Origin of the sequence: Saccharopolyspora sp. SCSIO 74807, from assembly GCF_037023755.1 — a bacterium.
Lineage (GTDB): Bacteria > Actinomycetota > Actinomycetes > Mycobacteriales > Pseudonocardiaceae > Saccharopolyspora_C > Saccharopolyspora_C galaxeae.
This window is the reverse complement of the sequence record NZ_CP146100.1, coordinates 2,530,483-2,543,826: the sequence shown is the minus strand read 5'-3', so window position 1 is coordinate 2,543,826 and position 13,344 is coordinate 2,530,483. Positions and strand designations below refer to the sequence as shown.

General features: G+C 71.6%; 8 protein-coding genes and 1 tRNA gene. 3 read left to right on the top strand and 6 right to left on the bottom strand.

Translation table 11 applies throughout. The annotated features are described in order from the left end of the window. Positions 1–207 precede the first annotated feature (207 nt). Positions 208–1,221, top strand: coding sequence for a sigma-70 family RNA polymerase sigma factor (locus V1457_RS11665; RefSeq protein WP_407074784.1), 1,014 nt, complete (start codon positions 208–210; stop codon positions 1,219–1,221). Positions 1,222–1,305: 84 nt separating this feature from the next. On the opposite strand, the gene V1457_RS11660 is transcribed toward V1457_RS11665, so the two are convergent. Together V1457_RS11660 and V1457_RS11655 are read right to left on the bottom strand one after the other, a co-directional pair. After that, on the bottom strand, positions 1,306–2,436 hold the full coding sequence (locus V1457_RS11660; RefSeq protein ID WP_338603401.1) for a nucleotide disphospho-sugar-binding domain-containing protein: 1,131 nt from the start codon (positions 2,434–2,436) through the stop codon (positions 1,306–1,308). Positions 2,437–2,589: 153 nt separating this feature from the next. After that, entirely contained in the window at positions 2,590–3,102 is a 513-nt protein-coding gene (locus V1457_RS11655) for a DUF2165 domain-containing protein (protein WP_295147848.1), read from the bottom strand. Between the two features lie 102 nt (positions 3,103–3,204). Here V1457_RS11655 and V1457_RS11650 point away from each other — a divergent pair, with 102 nt between their 5' ends. Next, on the top strand, positions 3,205–4,302 hold the full coding sequence (locus V1457_RS11650) for a glycosyltransferase (RefSeq protein ID WP_338603396.1): 1,098 nt from the start codon (positions 3,205–3,207) through the stop codon (positions 4,300–4,302). Positions 4,303–4,311: 9 nt separating this feature from the next. On the opposite strand, the gene V1457_RS11645 is transcribed toward V1457_RS11650, so the two are convergent. Then, positions 4,312–8,376, bottom strand: coding sequence for an AAA family ATPase (locus V1457_RS11645; RefSeq protein WP_338603392.1), 4,065 nt, complete (start codon positions 8,374–8,376; stop codon positions 4,312–4,314). A 452-nt stretch (positions 8,377–8,828) separates the two neighbouring features. On the opposite strand from V1457_RS11645, the gene V1457_RS11640 reads away from it, so the two are divergent. Then, positions 8,829–9,851 carry a hypothetical protein gene (locus tag V1457_RS11640; RefSeq protein ID WP_338603389.1) on the top strand — a complete coding sequence of 341 codons (1,023 nt, stop codon included), beginning with the start codon at positions 8,829–8,831 and terminating at the stop codon, positions 9,849–9,851. 85 nt (positions 9,852–9,936) lie between these two features. On the opposite strand, the gene V1457_RS11635 is transcribed toward V1457_RS11640, so the two are convergent. From V1457_RS11635 to V1457_RS11625, 3 genes are all read right to left on the bottom strand, one after another. Then, positions 9,937–10,010: transfer RNA gene (locus V1457_RS11635), tRNA-Leu, on the bottom strand. A 139-nt stretch (positions 10,011–10,149) separates the two neighbouring features. Further along, positions 10,150–11,274, bottom strand: a complete 1,125-nt coding sequence (locus V1457_RS11630) for a RimK family alpha-L-glutamate ligase (protein WP_200069283.1) — start codon at positions 11,272–11,274, stop codon at positions 10,150–10,152. Between the two features lie 359 nt (positions 11,275–11,633). Beyond that, positions 11,634–12,956, bottom strand: a complete 1,323-nt coding sequence (locus V1457_RS11625; protein ID WP_200069282.1) for an NAD(P)/FAD-dependent oxidoreductase — start codon at positions 12,954–12,956, stop codon at positions 11,634–11,636. Between the last annotated feature and the right edge of the window lie 388 nt (positions 12,957–13,344).

The window sequence follows — 13,344 nt, the reverse complement described above, 5'->3', positions numbered from 1 at the left end:
GCTGGGCTCGCCCCTGCCCGGGCACGCCCCGGCGGTGCGAATCACGGCCGTTCGGCTCTGCACCCGCAACGGCCGAAGCCGGATTTTGGGAGCGCCGACGTTTCGTCGCCGGGGAGGGATTGTCGGTGCGGCGACTTACCGTGGCGACACACGCGGGAAGGCGGCCGGCCACGAGCCGGCCCTGGCAGGAGGCGGACCGCCATGACCATGACCAACAGCCTCGTGGACGACGAATTCCTGCAGCAGGCGAACCCGTTCCGGCGGGAGCTGCTGGCGCACTGCTACCGGATGCTCGGCTCGGTGCACGACGCCGAAGACCTGGTGCAGGAGACCTACCTGCGGGCCTGGCGGGCCTACGACCGGTTCGAAGGCCGCAGCTCGCTGCGCACCTGGCTGCACCGGATCGCGACCACGGTGTGCCTGACCGCGCTGGAGAACCGGGGCAAGCGGCCGCTGCCGACCGGGCTCGGCGCGCCCGACTCGGCGCCGCAGGACGCGCTGGACGAACAGCGCGAAGTGCCGTGGTTGGAGCCGGTGCCGGACGCGATGCTGCCCGAGCGCGCAGACCCCGCCGCGATCGTGGCCGAGCGGGAGAGCACCCGGCTGGCGTTCGTCGCGGCGCTGCAACACCTGCAACCGAAGCAGCGGGCGGTGCTGCTGCTCCGGGAGGTGCTGAAGTGGCGGGCCGCGGAGGTCGCCGACCTGCTCGGCACGACGACGGCGGCGGTCAACAGCAGCCTGCAACGCGCCCGGGCGCAGCTCGAACAGGCAGTGCCCGCGCAGGACGACGTGATCGAACCGCTCGAACCGCGCCAGCGGGCGATGCTGCAGGAGTGGGTCGCGGCGTTCGAGGCGAAGGACGTCTCGGCGATCGTCGCGCTGTTCACCTCCGACGCGGTGTGGGAGATGCCGCCGTTCACCGGCTGGTACACGGGTCCGGCCACGATCGGCGAACTGATCGCGCAGCGCTGCCCCGCGGGCCCCGGGGACATGCGCCTGGTGGGCACCGCCGCGAACGGGCAGCCCGCGTTCGGGGTCTACATGCGTGGTCCGCGCGGGGAGTTCGAGCCGTTCCAGCTCCAGGTCCTCACGCTGGCGGGCGGCCGGGTGCGGCACGTGGTCGCGTTCGGCGATCCGGGGCTGTTCGAGACGTTCGGGCTGCCCGCCGCGCTGCTCGCGGAGTCGCCCGCGGACAAGCGCGAAGTCACACCCGCGCGATGAGTTTCCGGCACGTGCGCGGTCCGAACGGGTGCGGCCGCACATCTGCTGGGGGTGATGTGCGGCCGTCCCGCACCGGGCGGACCCTCACCGGGCGAACTCGGGGAGCCGCTCGGCAACGGACTCCGGGGACGGCATCGCGGCGATCTCGGCGGCGAGTTCGCGCGCGACGCGCCGGTGCTGCGCGCCGCCCAGCAGGGCTTCCGCGGCGTCCCGCACGTTCGCGGTGGTGACGTCGGCTCCCAGCAGTTCCGTGCCGGCACCGAGTTCCGCCACGGCAGCGGCGTTGCGGAACTGGTCCGCGCCCCGCGGCAGGAGCAGCTGCGGCAACCCCGCTGCCGCGGCGGCGAGCATGGTGCCGCTGCCGCCGTGGTGCACGATCAGGTCGACCCGGCCGAGCAACTCGGCCTGCGGCAGCCAGCTGTGCACCGAGACGTTGGCGGGCAGCTCGCCCAGCGCCGCCGGTTCGACCGTCGGCCCGGCGGCGACCAGCACGTCGGCGTCCAGCTCGGCGAGCCCGCTGACCGCTCGGCCGAGCACTTCCGCATCGCCGAACGCGGTGCCGAGGGTCAGGTAGATCAGCGGCCGCGTCCCGCCGACCGGCGGCAGCTCGCCGGGCTCGGCGAACGGCACCGGGCGCAGCGGAATCCGCTGGACGGCCAATTCGGATTCCTGCAACGATTTCGGGGCGACGTCCAGGAACGGGTTGCCGAGCGCGCGCAACTCGCCTGCGGGCAGTTCCACGCCGAATTCCGCGGCGACCGCGCGCAACGTCGGTCCGAAATCGCCGAAATCGTCCGGTGCGACCAGTCCGAATCCGTGGCAGACGCCCGGAATACCGGCGCGCGCCGCGGCGATTCCGGCACCGTGGTTGCCCGCTTCGTGCACCACCAGGTCCGGTTCGGTCGCCGCCAGCACCGGCTGGAGGTCGACAGCGAACCGCCGGGGCAACTCGCCCGCGAAGACCTGCGTCATGAGCTTCTTCCACGCCTCGCTGCCCGGTTCCGGACGGCGCTCGCCCGCGCCCGCCGCGGCGTACCCCTCCGGGATTGACATGCCGACCGCAGCAGTGCCCAATCCGAGCTCGCGCAGCGCGGGCAGGAATTGCGCACCGGTCGTGAAAACGACTTCGTGGCCCTGCGCGAGCGCGGCGCGGGCCAACGGGACCATCGGATAGGTGTGGCCGTAGCTGGCCAGGCTGGAGAAGAGGACTCGCACGCGGCCGAATGCTACGGGCGGTTTCACGAGCGGCGCCAGCCGCTTGCGGGTTCCCGCGGACTCGGCCGGAACACCGGCAAAACACTTCCCAGTCGGCTCGGGGCTGGTGGCGCTCGCGGATTTCCCCACCAATCAGCGAACGCCCCAACACCTTCACCGCTCGGCGGACTCCCGCATCGGAAGGTGCACCAGAACGAGCCCGATCCCGGCGATGACCAGGTTCTGCAACGCCGGCTGCAAACCGTTCCACTTGTCCGACTGCCACATCTGGAACCACTCGCCGCCGATGGTGATGAAACCGCCGCCGAACAGCAGCAGTTCCAGCAGCCAACCGAGGCTGGCCAGCCTCCGCGCGGTGTCGATGCCCTGCGAACCGGGGCGCACCCAGAAGACGAACGCGGCCACGAGCACGACCGCGGTCAGCACCTCCCACACGATCACCGCGAGGTAGCCGGCCTGGGCCAGCCCCGGCGTGGTGATCGCCCGCCACATCGTGCCGTCGGTTTGGAACGTGGTGTCCATCGCGAACACGTGCTGCACGAATTCCGCGTTGGTCCCGTAGTCGGTGATGTTGCCGAACGCGATCAGCCCGATCTGCACCGCGGTGATCGCCACCAAAGCGGTGATCACCGCGCGCAAGCTGCCCAAAGATCTCAGAAGACGCATGGCGCGGACCTTACGCAACGCCGCAGGACCGCAACGGCGTTCGCGCCGAAACGGTTCGATCACGGCGAACTGGCAGGATGCGGCCGCGGGAAGGAGGTGGCGATGCGGGTGTGCCTGGTGTCGCACCGGTTGGGCGGGTTCGACGGGGTCAGCGTGGAGGCCGCCAAGTGGGTGAGCGGGTTCCGCTCGCTCGGCGCGACGGTGACCCGTGCGGCGGGCCATTTCGCCGCCGACGAACCCGGTGACGTGCTGGTCCGGGGAATGTGGGCGGACCGGCCCGGTGGTGCACCGCCCGCCGTCGACCACGGCACGATCCGCGAGCTGTGCCGCGGGCACGACCTGCTGGTGCTGGACAACGCCGGTTCGCTGTGGAGCGCGCCGGACGCTTCCGCGGCCTGGCAGCGGCACGCCCTGGAAGCAGGCATCCCGACCGTGCTGCGCCACCACGATCCGGCATGGCAAGGGCCCGCGCTGCGCCGGGTCGAAGGGGACACCGTGCCGCTGCACCACCCCGCGCACCTGCACGTGCTGATCAACGAGCACACCGCGCGGGAGTTCGCCGGGCGCTGGCCCGAGCTGGCCCGCGCGGACGCGCTGCGCGTGTTGCACAACCGGGTGCACGTCGACGCGCTGAGCAGCGGAGATCGCGCCGGGACCCGCGACCGGTTCGGCGTCCGGCCTGCGGAGACGCTGATCGCGCACCCGGCGCGGGTGGAGAGCGCGAACAAGAACATCCCCGGCGCGGTACGGCTCGCGCTGGATCTGGAGGAGGAACTGGGCGCTCCGGTGCGCTACTGGCTCACCGACGACGAGCCCGCAGGCGGCGAGGTCGCCGAAGCGCTCGCCCGCGCACCCGGGCTGGTGCGCGGGCGCGTGGCCGAACAGGCCGATCTCTACGCCGCCGCGGACCTGGTCGTGCTGCCATCGACCTGGGAAGGCTGGGGCCTGCCCGTCGTCGAGGCCGCCGCGGCCGGTCGGCTCGTGGCCGCCGGGCCGTACCCGGTGCTGCGCGAGATCCGCGCCGCGGGGTTGATCGTGCCCGGCCCGGACGAGGTGCGGCGCATCGCCGAGCTGCTGACCGGCGGTGCCGAAGTGCGGGCCGCGAACCGGGCCGTGGTCCGCCGCCGGTTCGACGCGCAGGAACTCCCGCAGGAACTCACCGCTATCGCGACCCGGGCCCGCGAGCTGTCCCGCGGCTGACGGCCGCGGTCAGGACGAGCACACGTCCCGGTAGGCGACCTGCGGGATGGTCCGCTCCCACTGCGGCTTCGGCAGCACCCCGCTTGTCGACTCGCAGATGCGCCGGATCGCGTGTTCCACGTCGAGGTCCCACAGCCGCACGGTGTTGTCCTCGCTGGTGGAGACCAGCACGTTCCCGTCCGGGCTGAACCCGACCGCGTTCACCGCGGCCCCGTGCTCGGACAGGCTCTGCCCGATGGCCCGCGGCTCGTCCCGGTCCGACACGTCCCACAGCCGCACGGAGCGGTCCACGCTGCCGGTCGCCAACGTGCGCCCGTCCGGGCTGAACGCCACCGAGATCACCGACTGGGAGTGCCCGGCCAACGGCCCGCCCACGGGTTTCGGTGCCGCCGGGTCGGTGATGTCCCAGAGCCGGGCGACCTTGTCGCTGCCCGCGCTGACCATCGTCTTGCCGTCCGGGCTGAACGCCACGGCTTTCACCGCCGAGCCGTGCGCGGTCAGCGGCGGCCCGAGCAGGTGTGCGCGCGCCGGGTCGTGCACGTCCCACAGCCGCAGCGTGCCGTCGTCGCCCGCGGTCGCCAAGGTGCGCCCGTCCGGGCTGTAGGCGATCAGGTTCAGGAAACCGGTGTGCCCGGACAGCGGCGTGCCGAGCCGCTTCGGGTGCAGCGGATCCCGCACGTCCCACAGCTGCACGGTGGTGTCGGTGTCGCCTGCGGCGAGGACGGTGCCGTCCGGGCTGAACGCGACGTCGCCGACGTAGCGGGTGTCCACGGCCAGCGGCGCGCCCAACGGCTTCGGACGCGCCGGGTCGCTGAAGTCCCACAACCGGACCTGGCCGTCACCGCCGCCGGTGGCCAGCGTCCGGCCGTCCGGGCTGAAATCCAGGTACACCGAGCTGGGCTGACCGTCGTGCACCTGCAGCGGCGGCCGCAGCTGCCGCGGGTGCAGCGGGTCGGTGGTGTCCCACACCTGCAGCGTGCGGTCTTCGGCCGCGTTGACCATGGTCCGCCCGTCCGGGCTGAACTCCGCCGAGTTGACCGCCGCGGCGTGCCCGGACAGGACGCGCTCGGGCAGCGACCACAACCGGACGACGCCGTCGTCGCTGCCGGTGGCCAGCGTGCGCCCGTCCGGGCTGAACCCGACCGCGTAGACGGTGCTGCTGCCTGCGGCGAGGTTCTGCCCGAGCTGGGCGGGGTTGCGCGGATCGCTGATGTTCCACAGCCGGGCCGTGCTGTCCTCGCTGCTGGAGGCGAGCTTGTTGCCGTCCGGGCTGAACTTCACCGACCACACCGGGGCCGCGTGCCCGGTCAGCACCGGCCCGAGCGATCCCGCCCCGGCCGGGTCCCGGGTGTCCCAGAGCCGGATCGTCTTGTCCACGCTGCCGGAGGCCAGCTTGCTGCCGTCCGGGCTGAACGCCACCGAGTGCAACCCTCCGGCGTGCCCGCGCAGCACCGGGCCGACCGGAGACGCGCGGGCCGGGTCCGCGACGTTCCACAGCCGCACGGTCGAGTCGTCGCCACCGGTGGCCAGCGTGCGCCCGTCCGGGCTGAAGTCCAGCGTCCGGACCCGCGCGGTGTGCCCGCGCAGCGGCTCACCGAGCTCGGCCGGGCGCGCCGGGTCGGAGACGTTCCACAGCCGCGCCGTCGAGTTCTCGTTCGCGGTCGCCAACGTGCGCCCGTCCGGGCTGAACGTGAGCAGGTAGACCGTGCCGTCGCCGCCGGTGATGGGCGGGCCCAGCGGACGCGGGTGCGCCGGGTCGGCAACGTCGTAGAGCCGCACCAGGCCGTCGTCGGCCGCGGCGGCCAGCGTCCGGCCGTCGGGGCTGAACACCGCCGAGGTCGCCCAGCTGCCGAACCCGGTCAGCGGCGGCCCGAGCGGTTTCGGCGCACCTCGATCGGACACGTCCCACAACCGCACGGTGCGGTCGTAGCCGGCGGTGACCAAGGTTTTCCCGTCCGGGCTGAACGTGGTCAGGTACACGGCGCCGTGGTGGCCGGTCATCGGGGTGGCCAGCGGGGTGCTCTGGGTGGACAGCAGCCTGGTGTGCACGTCGGGATCGTCCGGGCGCATCCGCTTGGCCAGCAGGTTCAGCCGGGCCGCCGCGGACGGATCGGTGGCCTGCACCTGGTCGGCCTGCGCGAGCACCTGGCGGAACCGGGCGTCGTAGCGTTGCTGCACCGCCAGCATCCCGGCGACGGCGGCGATCACCGCGAACAGGCACACCGCGGCGACACCCGTGCGGCGGGACCAGCCGGCCCGGCGGCGGTGCCGCAGCGAGGCTTCGAGGAACTCGCGGCCTGCCGTGCTCAGCTCCGCGCCCGGCTCCTGCTGCGCCCAGCTCCGCGCGGTCTTCAGCCGCGCGCCGCGGTAGAGCAGCGAGGGGTCCTGGTTCTCCGCGTACCAGGCTTCGGCGTCCCGTTCCAGCCGTTGCCGCGCGAGGTTGCCCGCGCGGTCCTGGTCGATCCACCCGCGTAACCGCGGCCAGGCGTACAGCAGCGCCTCGTGGCTGATCTCGACGGCTTCGGACTCCAACGTCACCAGCCGCGCCGAAGCCAGCACGTCCAGCGCGCGCCGCGCGGCCTCGCGGTGCTCGGCGCGGTCGATGATCTCCTGGCGGGTGGCGCGCCGGCGGGTGTCCTGGGTGTCGTCGCCGACGTGCACCAGCCGCAGCAGCACTTGCCGAGCGGCGGTCTGCCCGCTTTCGTCCAGCTCGGCCCAGGCGCGTTCGGCGCTGCCCGCCACCGCGGTCTGGATGCCGCCCGCCGCGCGGTAGCCGGCGATCGTGAGCCGGCCGCTCTGCCTGCGCTGCCAGGTCACCAGCAGCGCGTGCGAAAGCAGCGGCAGCGCACCCGCGTCGTAGGCCCGCTGCCCCGGCTTGCCGTAGGAACGGCCGATGCCCGCCCCCAGGTCCCGCAGCAGCACGTCCACCAGGCCGGACTCGATCTGCAGCCCGGTGGCCTTGGCCGGACCGGTGATCGCTTTGCGCAACTCGGCCAGCGTCATCGCGCTGAGCACCATCTGCCGGTTCTGCAGCGCCTCGGCCAGCTCCGGGAAGTCCAGGCACCGCCCGTAGAAGTCCGCGCGCAGTCCGAGCACCACCAGGCCCGGCGCGTTCCCGGTGGTGCACATGGCGTGCAGGGCCTGCACGAACAACGCTCGGGTGGCGTCGTCCGGGCACATCGTGAAGGTTTCCTCGAACTGGTCCACGACCAGCACGAGCCGCGCCTCGTCGCCCTGCTGGGCGCGCAGGTGTCCGGACACGGCGTCGCGGACCGCCTCGGCGAAGCGGAACTCCTCGTCGGCGCCCGCCGGCACCTGCTCGACTTCCCCCAGCAGCGCACCCAGCTCCGGAACCAGGCTGATCAGCACTTTCAGCGGATCGTCGCCCGGTGTCACGGTGCGCACCGGCCAGGACGCCGAGCCCTGCTCCGGCAGCGCGCCCGCGGCGATCGCCGGGATCAGCCCGGCGCGCAGCAACGACGACTTCCCCGCCCCGGAGGCGCCGACGAGCATGGTGATGCCGCCTTCCTCGGCGGCCATCCCGAGCCGGTCGACCAGCGTTCCGGTGCTGCGCTCGCGGCCGAAGAACCACGCGGAGTCGGCCTCCTGGAAGGCGGCCAGCCCGCGGTACGGGCACAGCCCGGAGTCTTCCGCGGGCGGCTCGGCGGAGCTCGGTGCCTCGTCCGCGGGCGGCTGGTCCGCGGACGGCTCGGACGAGGTGGGGGTGGCCAGCGCCTCTTCCCAGAGCCGCCGCCACGCCTGCACGTCGTAGAGGCCCGCCACCGGCGGCTGCGCCCGCTGCTTGCGGGCTTCGCCGATCAGGATCTCCAGCACGACCGACAATGCGGCGAACCGGGCGGGCACGTTGCGGCCGCGGCGCCAGTCGCTGATCCGCTGCGCCATCGCGCGGATCGGGCGGCCCCGCTCGTCCAGCTTGCGGGTGCGTTCGACGGCTTCGGCGACCCGCTTCAACGGCGGATCACCGGCGGTTACGTAAAGCAGCGCGAACCGTTCCGCGAACAGCGCTCGCGATCCCGCACCCGATGCCGAAGAACCCGTCCGCCGGTCCGTCATCTCCGTCCTCCTCCGGTCCGGATCCGGACCGGAAAATCCGATGCGCCATGTTGCGCAGGCATTTCCGCGTTCACCGGTGCCGGGCAGACCCAACCGGGCGCCGATGACTGCCATGCTTTCGCACACGGGCTGCGCCGGGAGGAGCCAGGCGCACATTCCTCCGCGGTGACTCCGGGCAGCAGCCGGCTGGCGGGCGGTGTGCCGCTGACGTGACTGGGGGTTTCGTCAGCGGCACGCCACACCACGTGGCCTCGCCGGGCGCCCGGCGCCGGTCCGCCCCGAGCGGGCACGCGCGCCGACTTCCGGCGATCACGAGACTACGCGGATCGCACCCGCACCGTGGCGTTGGTCGGAAACGGATCGGTTCCGCGCGGCCGAGCCCCGCGATCGGCATCTAATCACCAGGCTTACGGCGGATCACACCGCGTGATCGATCCGCCAAACTTGATCGAATGTCAGACCTGCTCGACGCCTGGGACAAGATTGCGTCGGTCGTTTCGGCGTTCATCGGCATCGCGTCGTTGCTGTTGTCCATCCGACAGTTCCGCAGGGTCAAAGCCGCGAGCCAGCCCCGCATCCCGCTGCCGGACGAGGATCCGGTCATCGCCCTCCACGAGGAACCGGCCGCGCGCCCGCGGGAGCAGGCCCTGATTCCGCTGAGTGCGACATTGCTGCTGGCCACGCTGCTGCTGATCTATTCAGATGCCGCCGGTTCGCACGGCTGGCGACTCGTCGGCCTGGTGCTGATGGGCGCCATCGTCGTGCTGGGCATGGTCGCCGAGGCGCTCACCGACCACCGGCAAGTCCCGGCCCGGCCGGAGTCGGTGCCGAAGACGCCGAAGCGCTCGATCTTGCGCGCCGCGACGGTGCTGCCGCTGGTCCTCGTCGGCTACCTGTTCGTGAACATCCCGGCCGACGGCTTCGGCCTGCTGGTCACCCGCATCCTGCCCGTGCCGGCCACCGGGCTGTTCGCCGCCGTCATCCTCACCCGCAGCCCGGGGCGACGGGCCGCGTCCGCACGCCGCACGATGCGCCCGCTCGGTGCGTTCCTGCTCGGGTTGATCATCGGGGCCATCGCGCTGCTGGTCCAGCGCGGCCCGGCGGCCGGCTGGTCGACCAGTGAGAACGTCGACGGCGCCTACGCCGAAGGCACCATCACCCGCACCACGGACGGCGAGCTGGAAGTGTCCGGGGACGTCTTCGACAACGTCGCGAACTACCTCGGCACCCGGCTCTACGTCGATGCCCGGCAACCCGGCGGTTCGGTCACGCACCGGTCCTTCCACAACGGCGGGGGCGAGGGAAGCGCGGAGCCGATCGACGGGGACACGGGCATCGGCGTCGCGAGATACACCGTGCCCGGAGACACCGAGTCGATCGACGTGCTCATCTGCTCCACCAAAACCGACGAGGACGAGGAAGTGATCTTCGACGTCCAGTGCGCCGCCACCCCTACCCGGATCTGGCCCCGCTGAGCGGAATCCGGCGTCCGGCGCCTTGGTGATCCCCGCTGCGCAGCGGGAACGATGCGAATTCCGCGCGCCTGCGGGACAGGGAGGGTGCCCCCGGTCGGGGTCGAACCGACACTCGGACGAGTTTAAGTCGTCTGCCTCTGCCAATTGGGCTACGGGGGCTCGGCCGCGCGCTGCCGTCAGGTGAACGGCGGGGCCGCCGGGTGGGACGCATCGAGCGTGCCCGCGGTTCCGGCTGATCGAAAACCGCCGTGCAGAGCAACCGGTGGCTGCACGATCAACGCGCGACGGGCGGGTGGGCTCACCGGCTCCACCCCGGTAACGGTGCCGCGGCGGAGAGGTGCTCGAACCGCTCGGCGACCCACGAGTGCACCGCCGCGGAGACCGACCCGTCCTGCGCCCGGTGCTCGAACCAGCGCCAGTCGCAGTTGACGTTGACCTCCAGGAACACGTGCTCACCGCGCACCGCGAGCAAGTCGACCGCGGCCACGTCCAGCCGCCAGTAGCGGCACAGCGCCAGCAGCTTGGTGATCAGATCGCTGGGCAGCTCGACCCGCTCCACCACCACGGAATCCGGATCGACCCACAGCTGCGCGGGATCGAGCTTGTCCACCCGGTAGGCGATCACCCGCTCGCCGACGACGAACGCGCGGATCTCGTGGTCCGCCTCGAGGTACTGCTGGACCAGCACCGGCGCGGGTTCGCGCCCCTCGGTGGAGCGGCGGATGTCCAGCGGTCGCGGGAAAAGCCCGCGCAACGCACCGGGTTCCGGCTCCAGCAGGTGATGCCCGGCGGTTTTGACGATGCAGTTGTCCCCGCCGGGCCGGTTGCGGCCGGGCAGCGTCGTCACGGTCGTCCGCGGCACCCGCAAGCCGAACGCCGCCGCGTCCCGCAGCTGCGTCAGCCGGTCCAGGTGCGAGCTGGAGCGCACCGGGTTGATCTGCTCCCAGTCGGTGCGCCCGGACAACCAGCCGGACACCGCGCGCCACTGCTCGCGGACGTAGGCGCCGTGCACGGTGGTCGGGTCGACCGGCAGCGCGGTGATGTCGAAGTGCCTGCGCCACACCAGGATCGGGCGCAGCAGCCAGCGCTCGAACTCGATCAGCGGGTTGTCGGTGTAGACGGTGAGCGCGACCTCCAGGCACCGGTCCGCGTCGATCCGCACCATCCGGATGTCCCGTTCGGCCAGCGCCAGCGACAGCTCGTTCATCTCCATGTCCGCCGCGCGCGCCAGCACCAGCACGCACGGGGTGGGGTCGCCGTCGCCCTCGTCGACGAGGTCGGCGCGGTGCATCCGCTCCTGGAAGTCGAGGCTCGCGTCGTCGGAGCGGAAGAAGTAGTCCTGGCCCTGCAGCAGCAACGGGCCCGGCCGGAAGTCGTGCGCGGGCGGAAAGGGGCGCGCGAGATCGTCCGCCCCCTCGCTCATCAACCCCAGCCTCCTGCGATACCGCGAATCAGCGAGTGCGCCCGGCGCCCGCGCGGCGGGCATCCGGACTCAGTCGTCCTTCTTGCGGAACACCTCGGACGCGGCGCGGTATTCGGCCGCGAAGTCGGCCAGCGGACCGTCCTGGACCTCTCCGCTGCGCAGCAGAGCGGCAAGCTCCTGGAGCGTCAAAGGTTTCAACCCCTTCCGGGACCGCGGCATCCTTTCAGGTGACGATGCCCGTACAGTTTTCGGTTCCCCGCTACTCAATGTCAAGAGTAGCGGGTCACCTGATCGCCTGCGCGGAGCAGTCCCATCACGAGAGCGCCAATGCCGCTACCCAGCGAACACTCGCCGGTAACTTAGCTCGCCGCGGCGCGCTCGAAATCGGCCTTCGGGTCCTGGATCTGGCCCATCGACACGGCCTCCCTGCGGAACAGGAACGCCAGCGTCCAGTCCACGATGATCCGCAGCTTGCGGTTGAACGTGGGCATCCGGCTCACGTGGTACGTGCGGTGCATGAACCACGCGACGAACCCCTTGGCCTTGAAGCCGTAGACGTCGGCCACACCCTTGTACAGCCCCAGCCCGGCGACCGAACCGGCGTACTTGTGGTGGTACTCCTTCGTCCGCTTGCCGCGCAGGCTGGCCAGCAGGTTCTTGCCGAGCTGATCGGCCTGGCGCACCGCGTGCTGCGCGGACGGCGCGCAGGTCGCGGACGGGTCGTCGTCGGTCTTGGACAGGTCCGGCACCGCCGAGCAGTCACCGGCGACCCACACGTCCGGCAGTCCTTCCGCCTGCAGGTGCGCGGTCGCCTTGACCCGACCCCGTTCGTCCAGCGGCAGGTCGGAGTCCTTCAGCACCGGGTTCGCCTTCACACCCGCGTTCCACACCAGCGTGTCGGTGTCGAACTCGGTGCCGTCGGACAGCACCGCGTGCCCGTTCTCGACGGTCTTCAGGAAGGTGTTCAGGTAGACCTGGATGCCGCGCTCTTCCAGCGCCTTGACGACGTAGACGCCCATCTTCTCGCTGACCTCGGGCATCACCCGGCCTGCGGCTTCGACGAGGATCCACCGCATGTCGTCGCGCGAGATGTTCTCGTAGTAGCGCGTCGCGTACCGGGCCATGTCCTCCAGCTCGGCGAGCGCTTCCGCGCCCGCGAACCCGCCGCCGACGAACGTGAACGTCAGCAGCCGGGAACGCATCTCCTCGTCGGAGGTGTTGGCCGCGGCGTCCATCTTCGCCAGCACGTGGTTGCGCAGGTAGATGGCTTCGCCGACGGTTTTCAGGCTGATGCCCTGCTCGGCCAGGCCGGGGATGGGCAACAGCCGGGGCACCGAGCCGAGCGCGACGACCAGCTGGTCGTAGTGCAGCGTTTCGGCACCGGTCTGCGGGTTCTCGATCGTCACGGCCTTGTCGGCGTGGTTGATCTCGGTGACGCCTGCGGTGATCACGTGGCACCGCTTCAGGACTCGTCGCAGTGGCGCTACCACGTGGCGAGGCTCGACCGAGCCCGCGGCCGCTTCCGGCAGGAAGGGCTGGTAGGTCATGTGCGGCTGAGGGTCGACCACGGTGACGGAAGCTTCCCGGCGCCCGAGCTTCGACTGAAGCTGCAGCGCCGTGTACATGCCGACATAGCCGCCGCCGAGGATGAGAATCCGGGTGGGTTCGGATTTACCAGCCATGCCGCTATGGTCGCACCACTGAAGCGCGACATGGCTCGCACACCCCCTTAATGTGACGCCAGTCGCGCGTGGCGGTGATCACGCATCACGGATCGTGCGCGCGCGCATGCGCTCGGTGCTCATCGAAAGGCGAGCCGCAACACTGCTCGAGGGGTGTCGGTGCGGCCACCCTACCGACTTTTGCGGCTGCCGTGCCAACTCACCGCAGCACCTTCGGCCGAACCGCCGCTATGACGACTTTCCGCCGCTGCTCGACACGATTCAGCAACGCTGCGGAACAGGAACTCGATGCGCACTCGGACAATCGCGACGGGGTTACCGCCCGGCGATCACCGGCGGTCCGCGTGCCGGACGAGCCCGGCGCCCGGGACATTTCAAACGGATTCCG

Excerpts from the sequence above, each read along its gene's own strand:
- V1457_RS11665 (WP_407074784.1), top strand. The coding sequence starts at position 208 with ATGACCAACAGCCTCGTGGACGACGAATTCCTGCAGCAGGCGAACCCG.
- V1457_RS11655 (WP_295147848.1), bottom strand. The coding sequence starts at position 3,102 with ATGCGTCTTCTGAGATCTTTGGGCAGCTTGCGCGCGGTGATCACCGCT.
- V1457_RS11650 (WP_338603396.1), top strand. The coding sequence starts at position 3,205 with ATGCGGGTGTGCCTGGTGTCGCACCGGTTGGGCGGGTTCGACGGGGTC.
- V1457_RS11645 (WP_338603392.1), bottom strand. The coding sequence starts at position 8,376 with ATGACGGACCGGCGGACGGGTTCTTCGGCATCGGGTGCGGGATCGCGA.
- V1457_RS11640 (WP_338603389.1), top strand. The coding sequence starts at position 8,829 with ATGTCAGACCTGCTCGACGCCTGGGACAAGATTGCGTCGGTCGTTTCG.
- V1457_RS11630 (WP_200069283.1), bottom strand. The coding sequence starts at position 11,274 with ATGAGCGAGGGGGCGGACGATCTCGCGCGCCCCTTTCCGCCCGCGCAC.
- V1457_RS11625 (WP_200069282.1), bottom strand. The coding sequence starts at position 12,956 with ATGGCTGGTAAATCCGAACCCACCCGGATTCTCATCCTCGGCGGCGGC.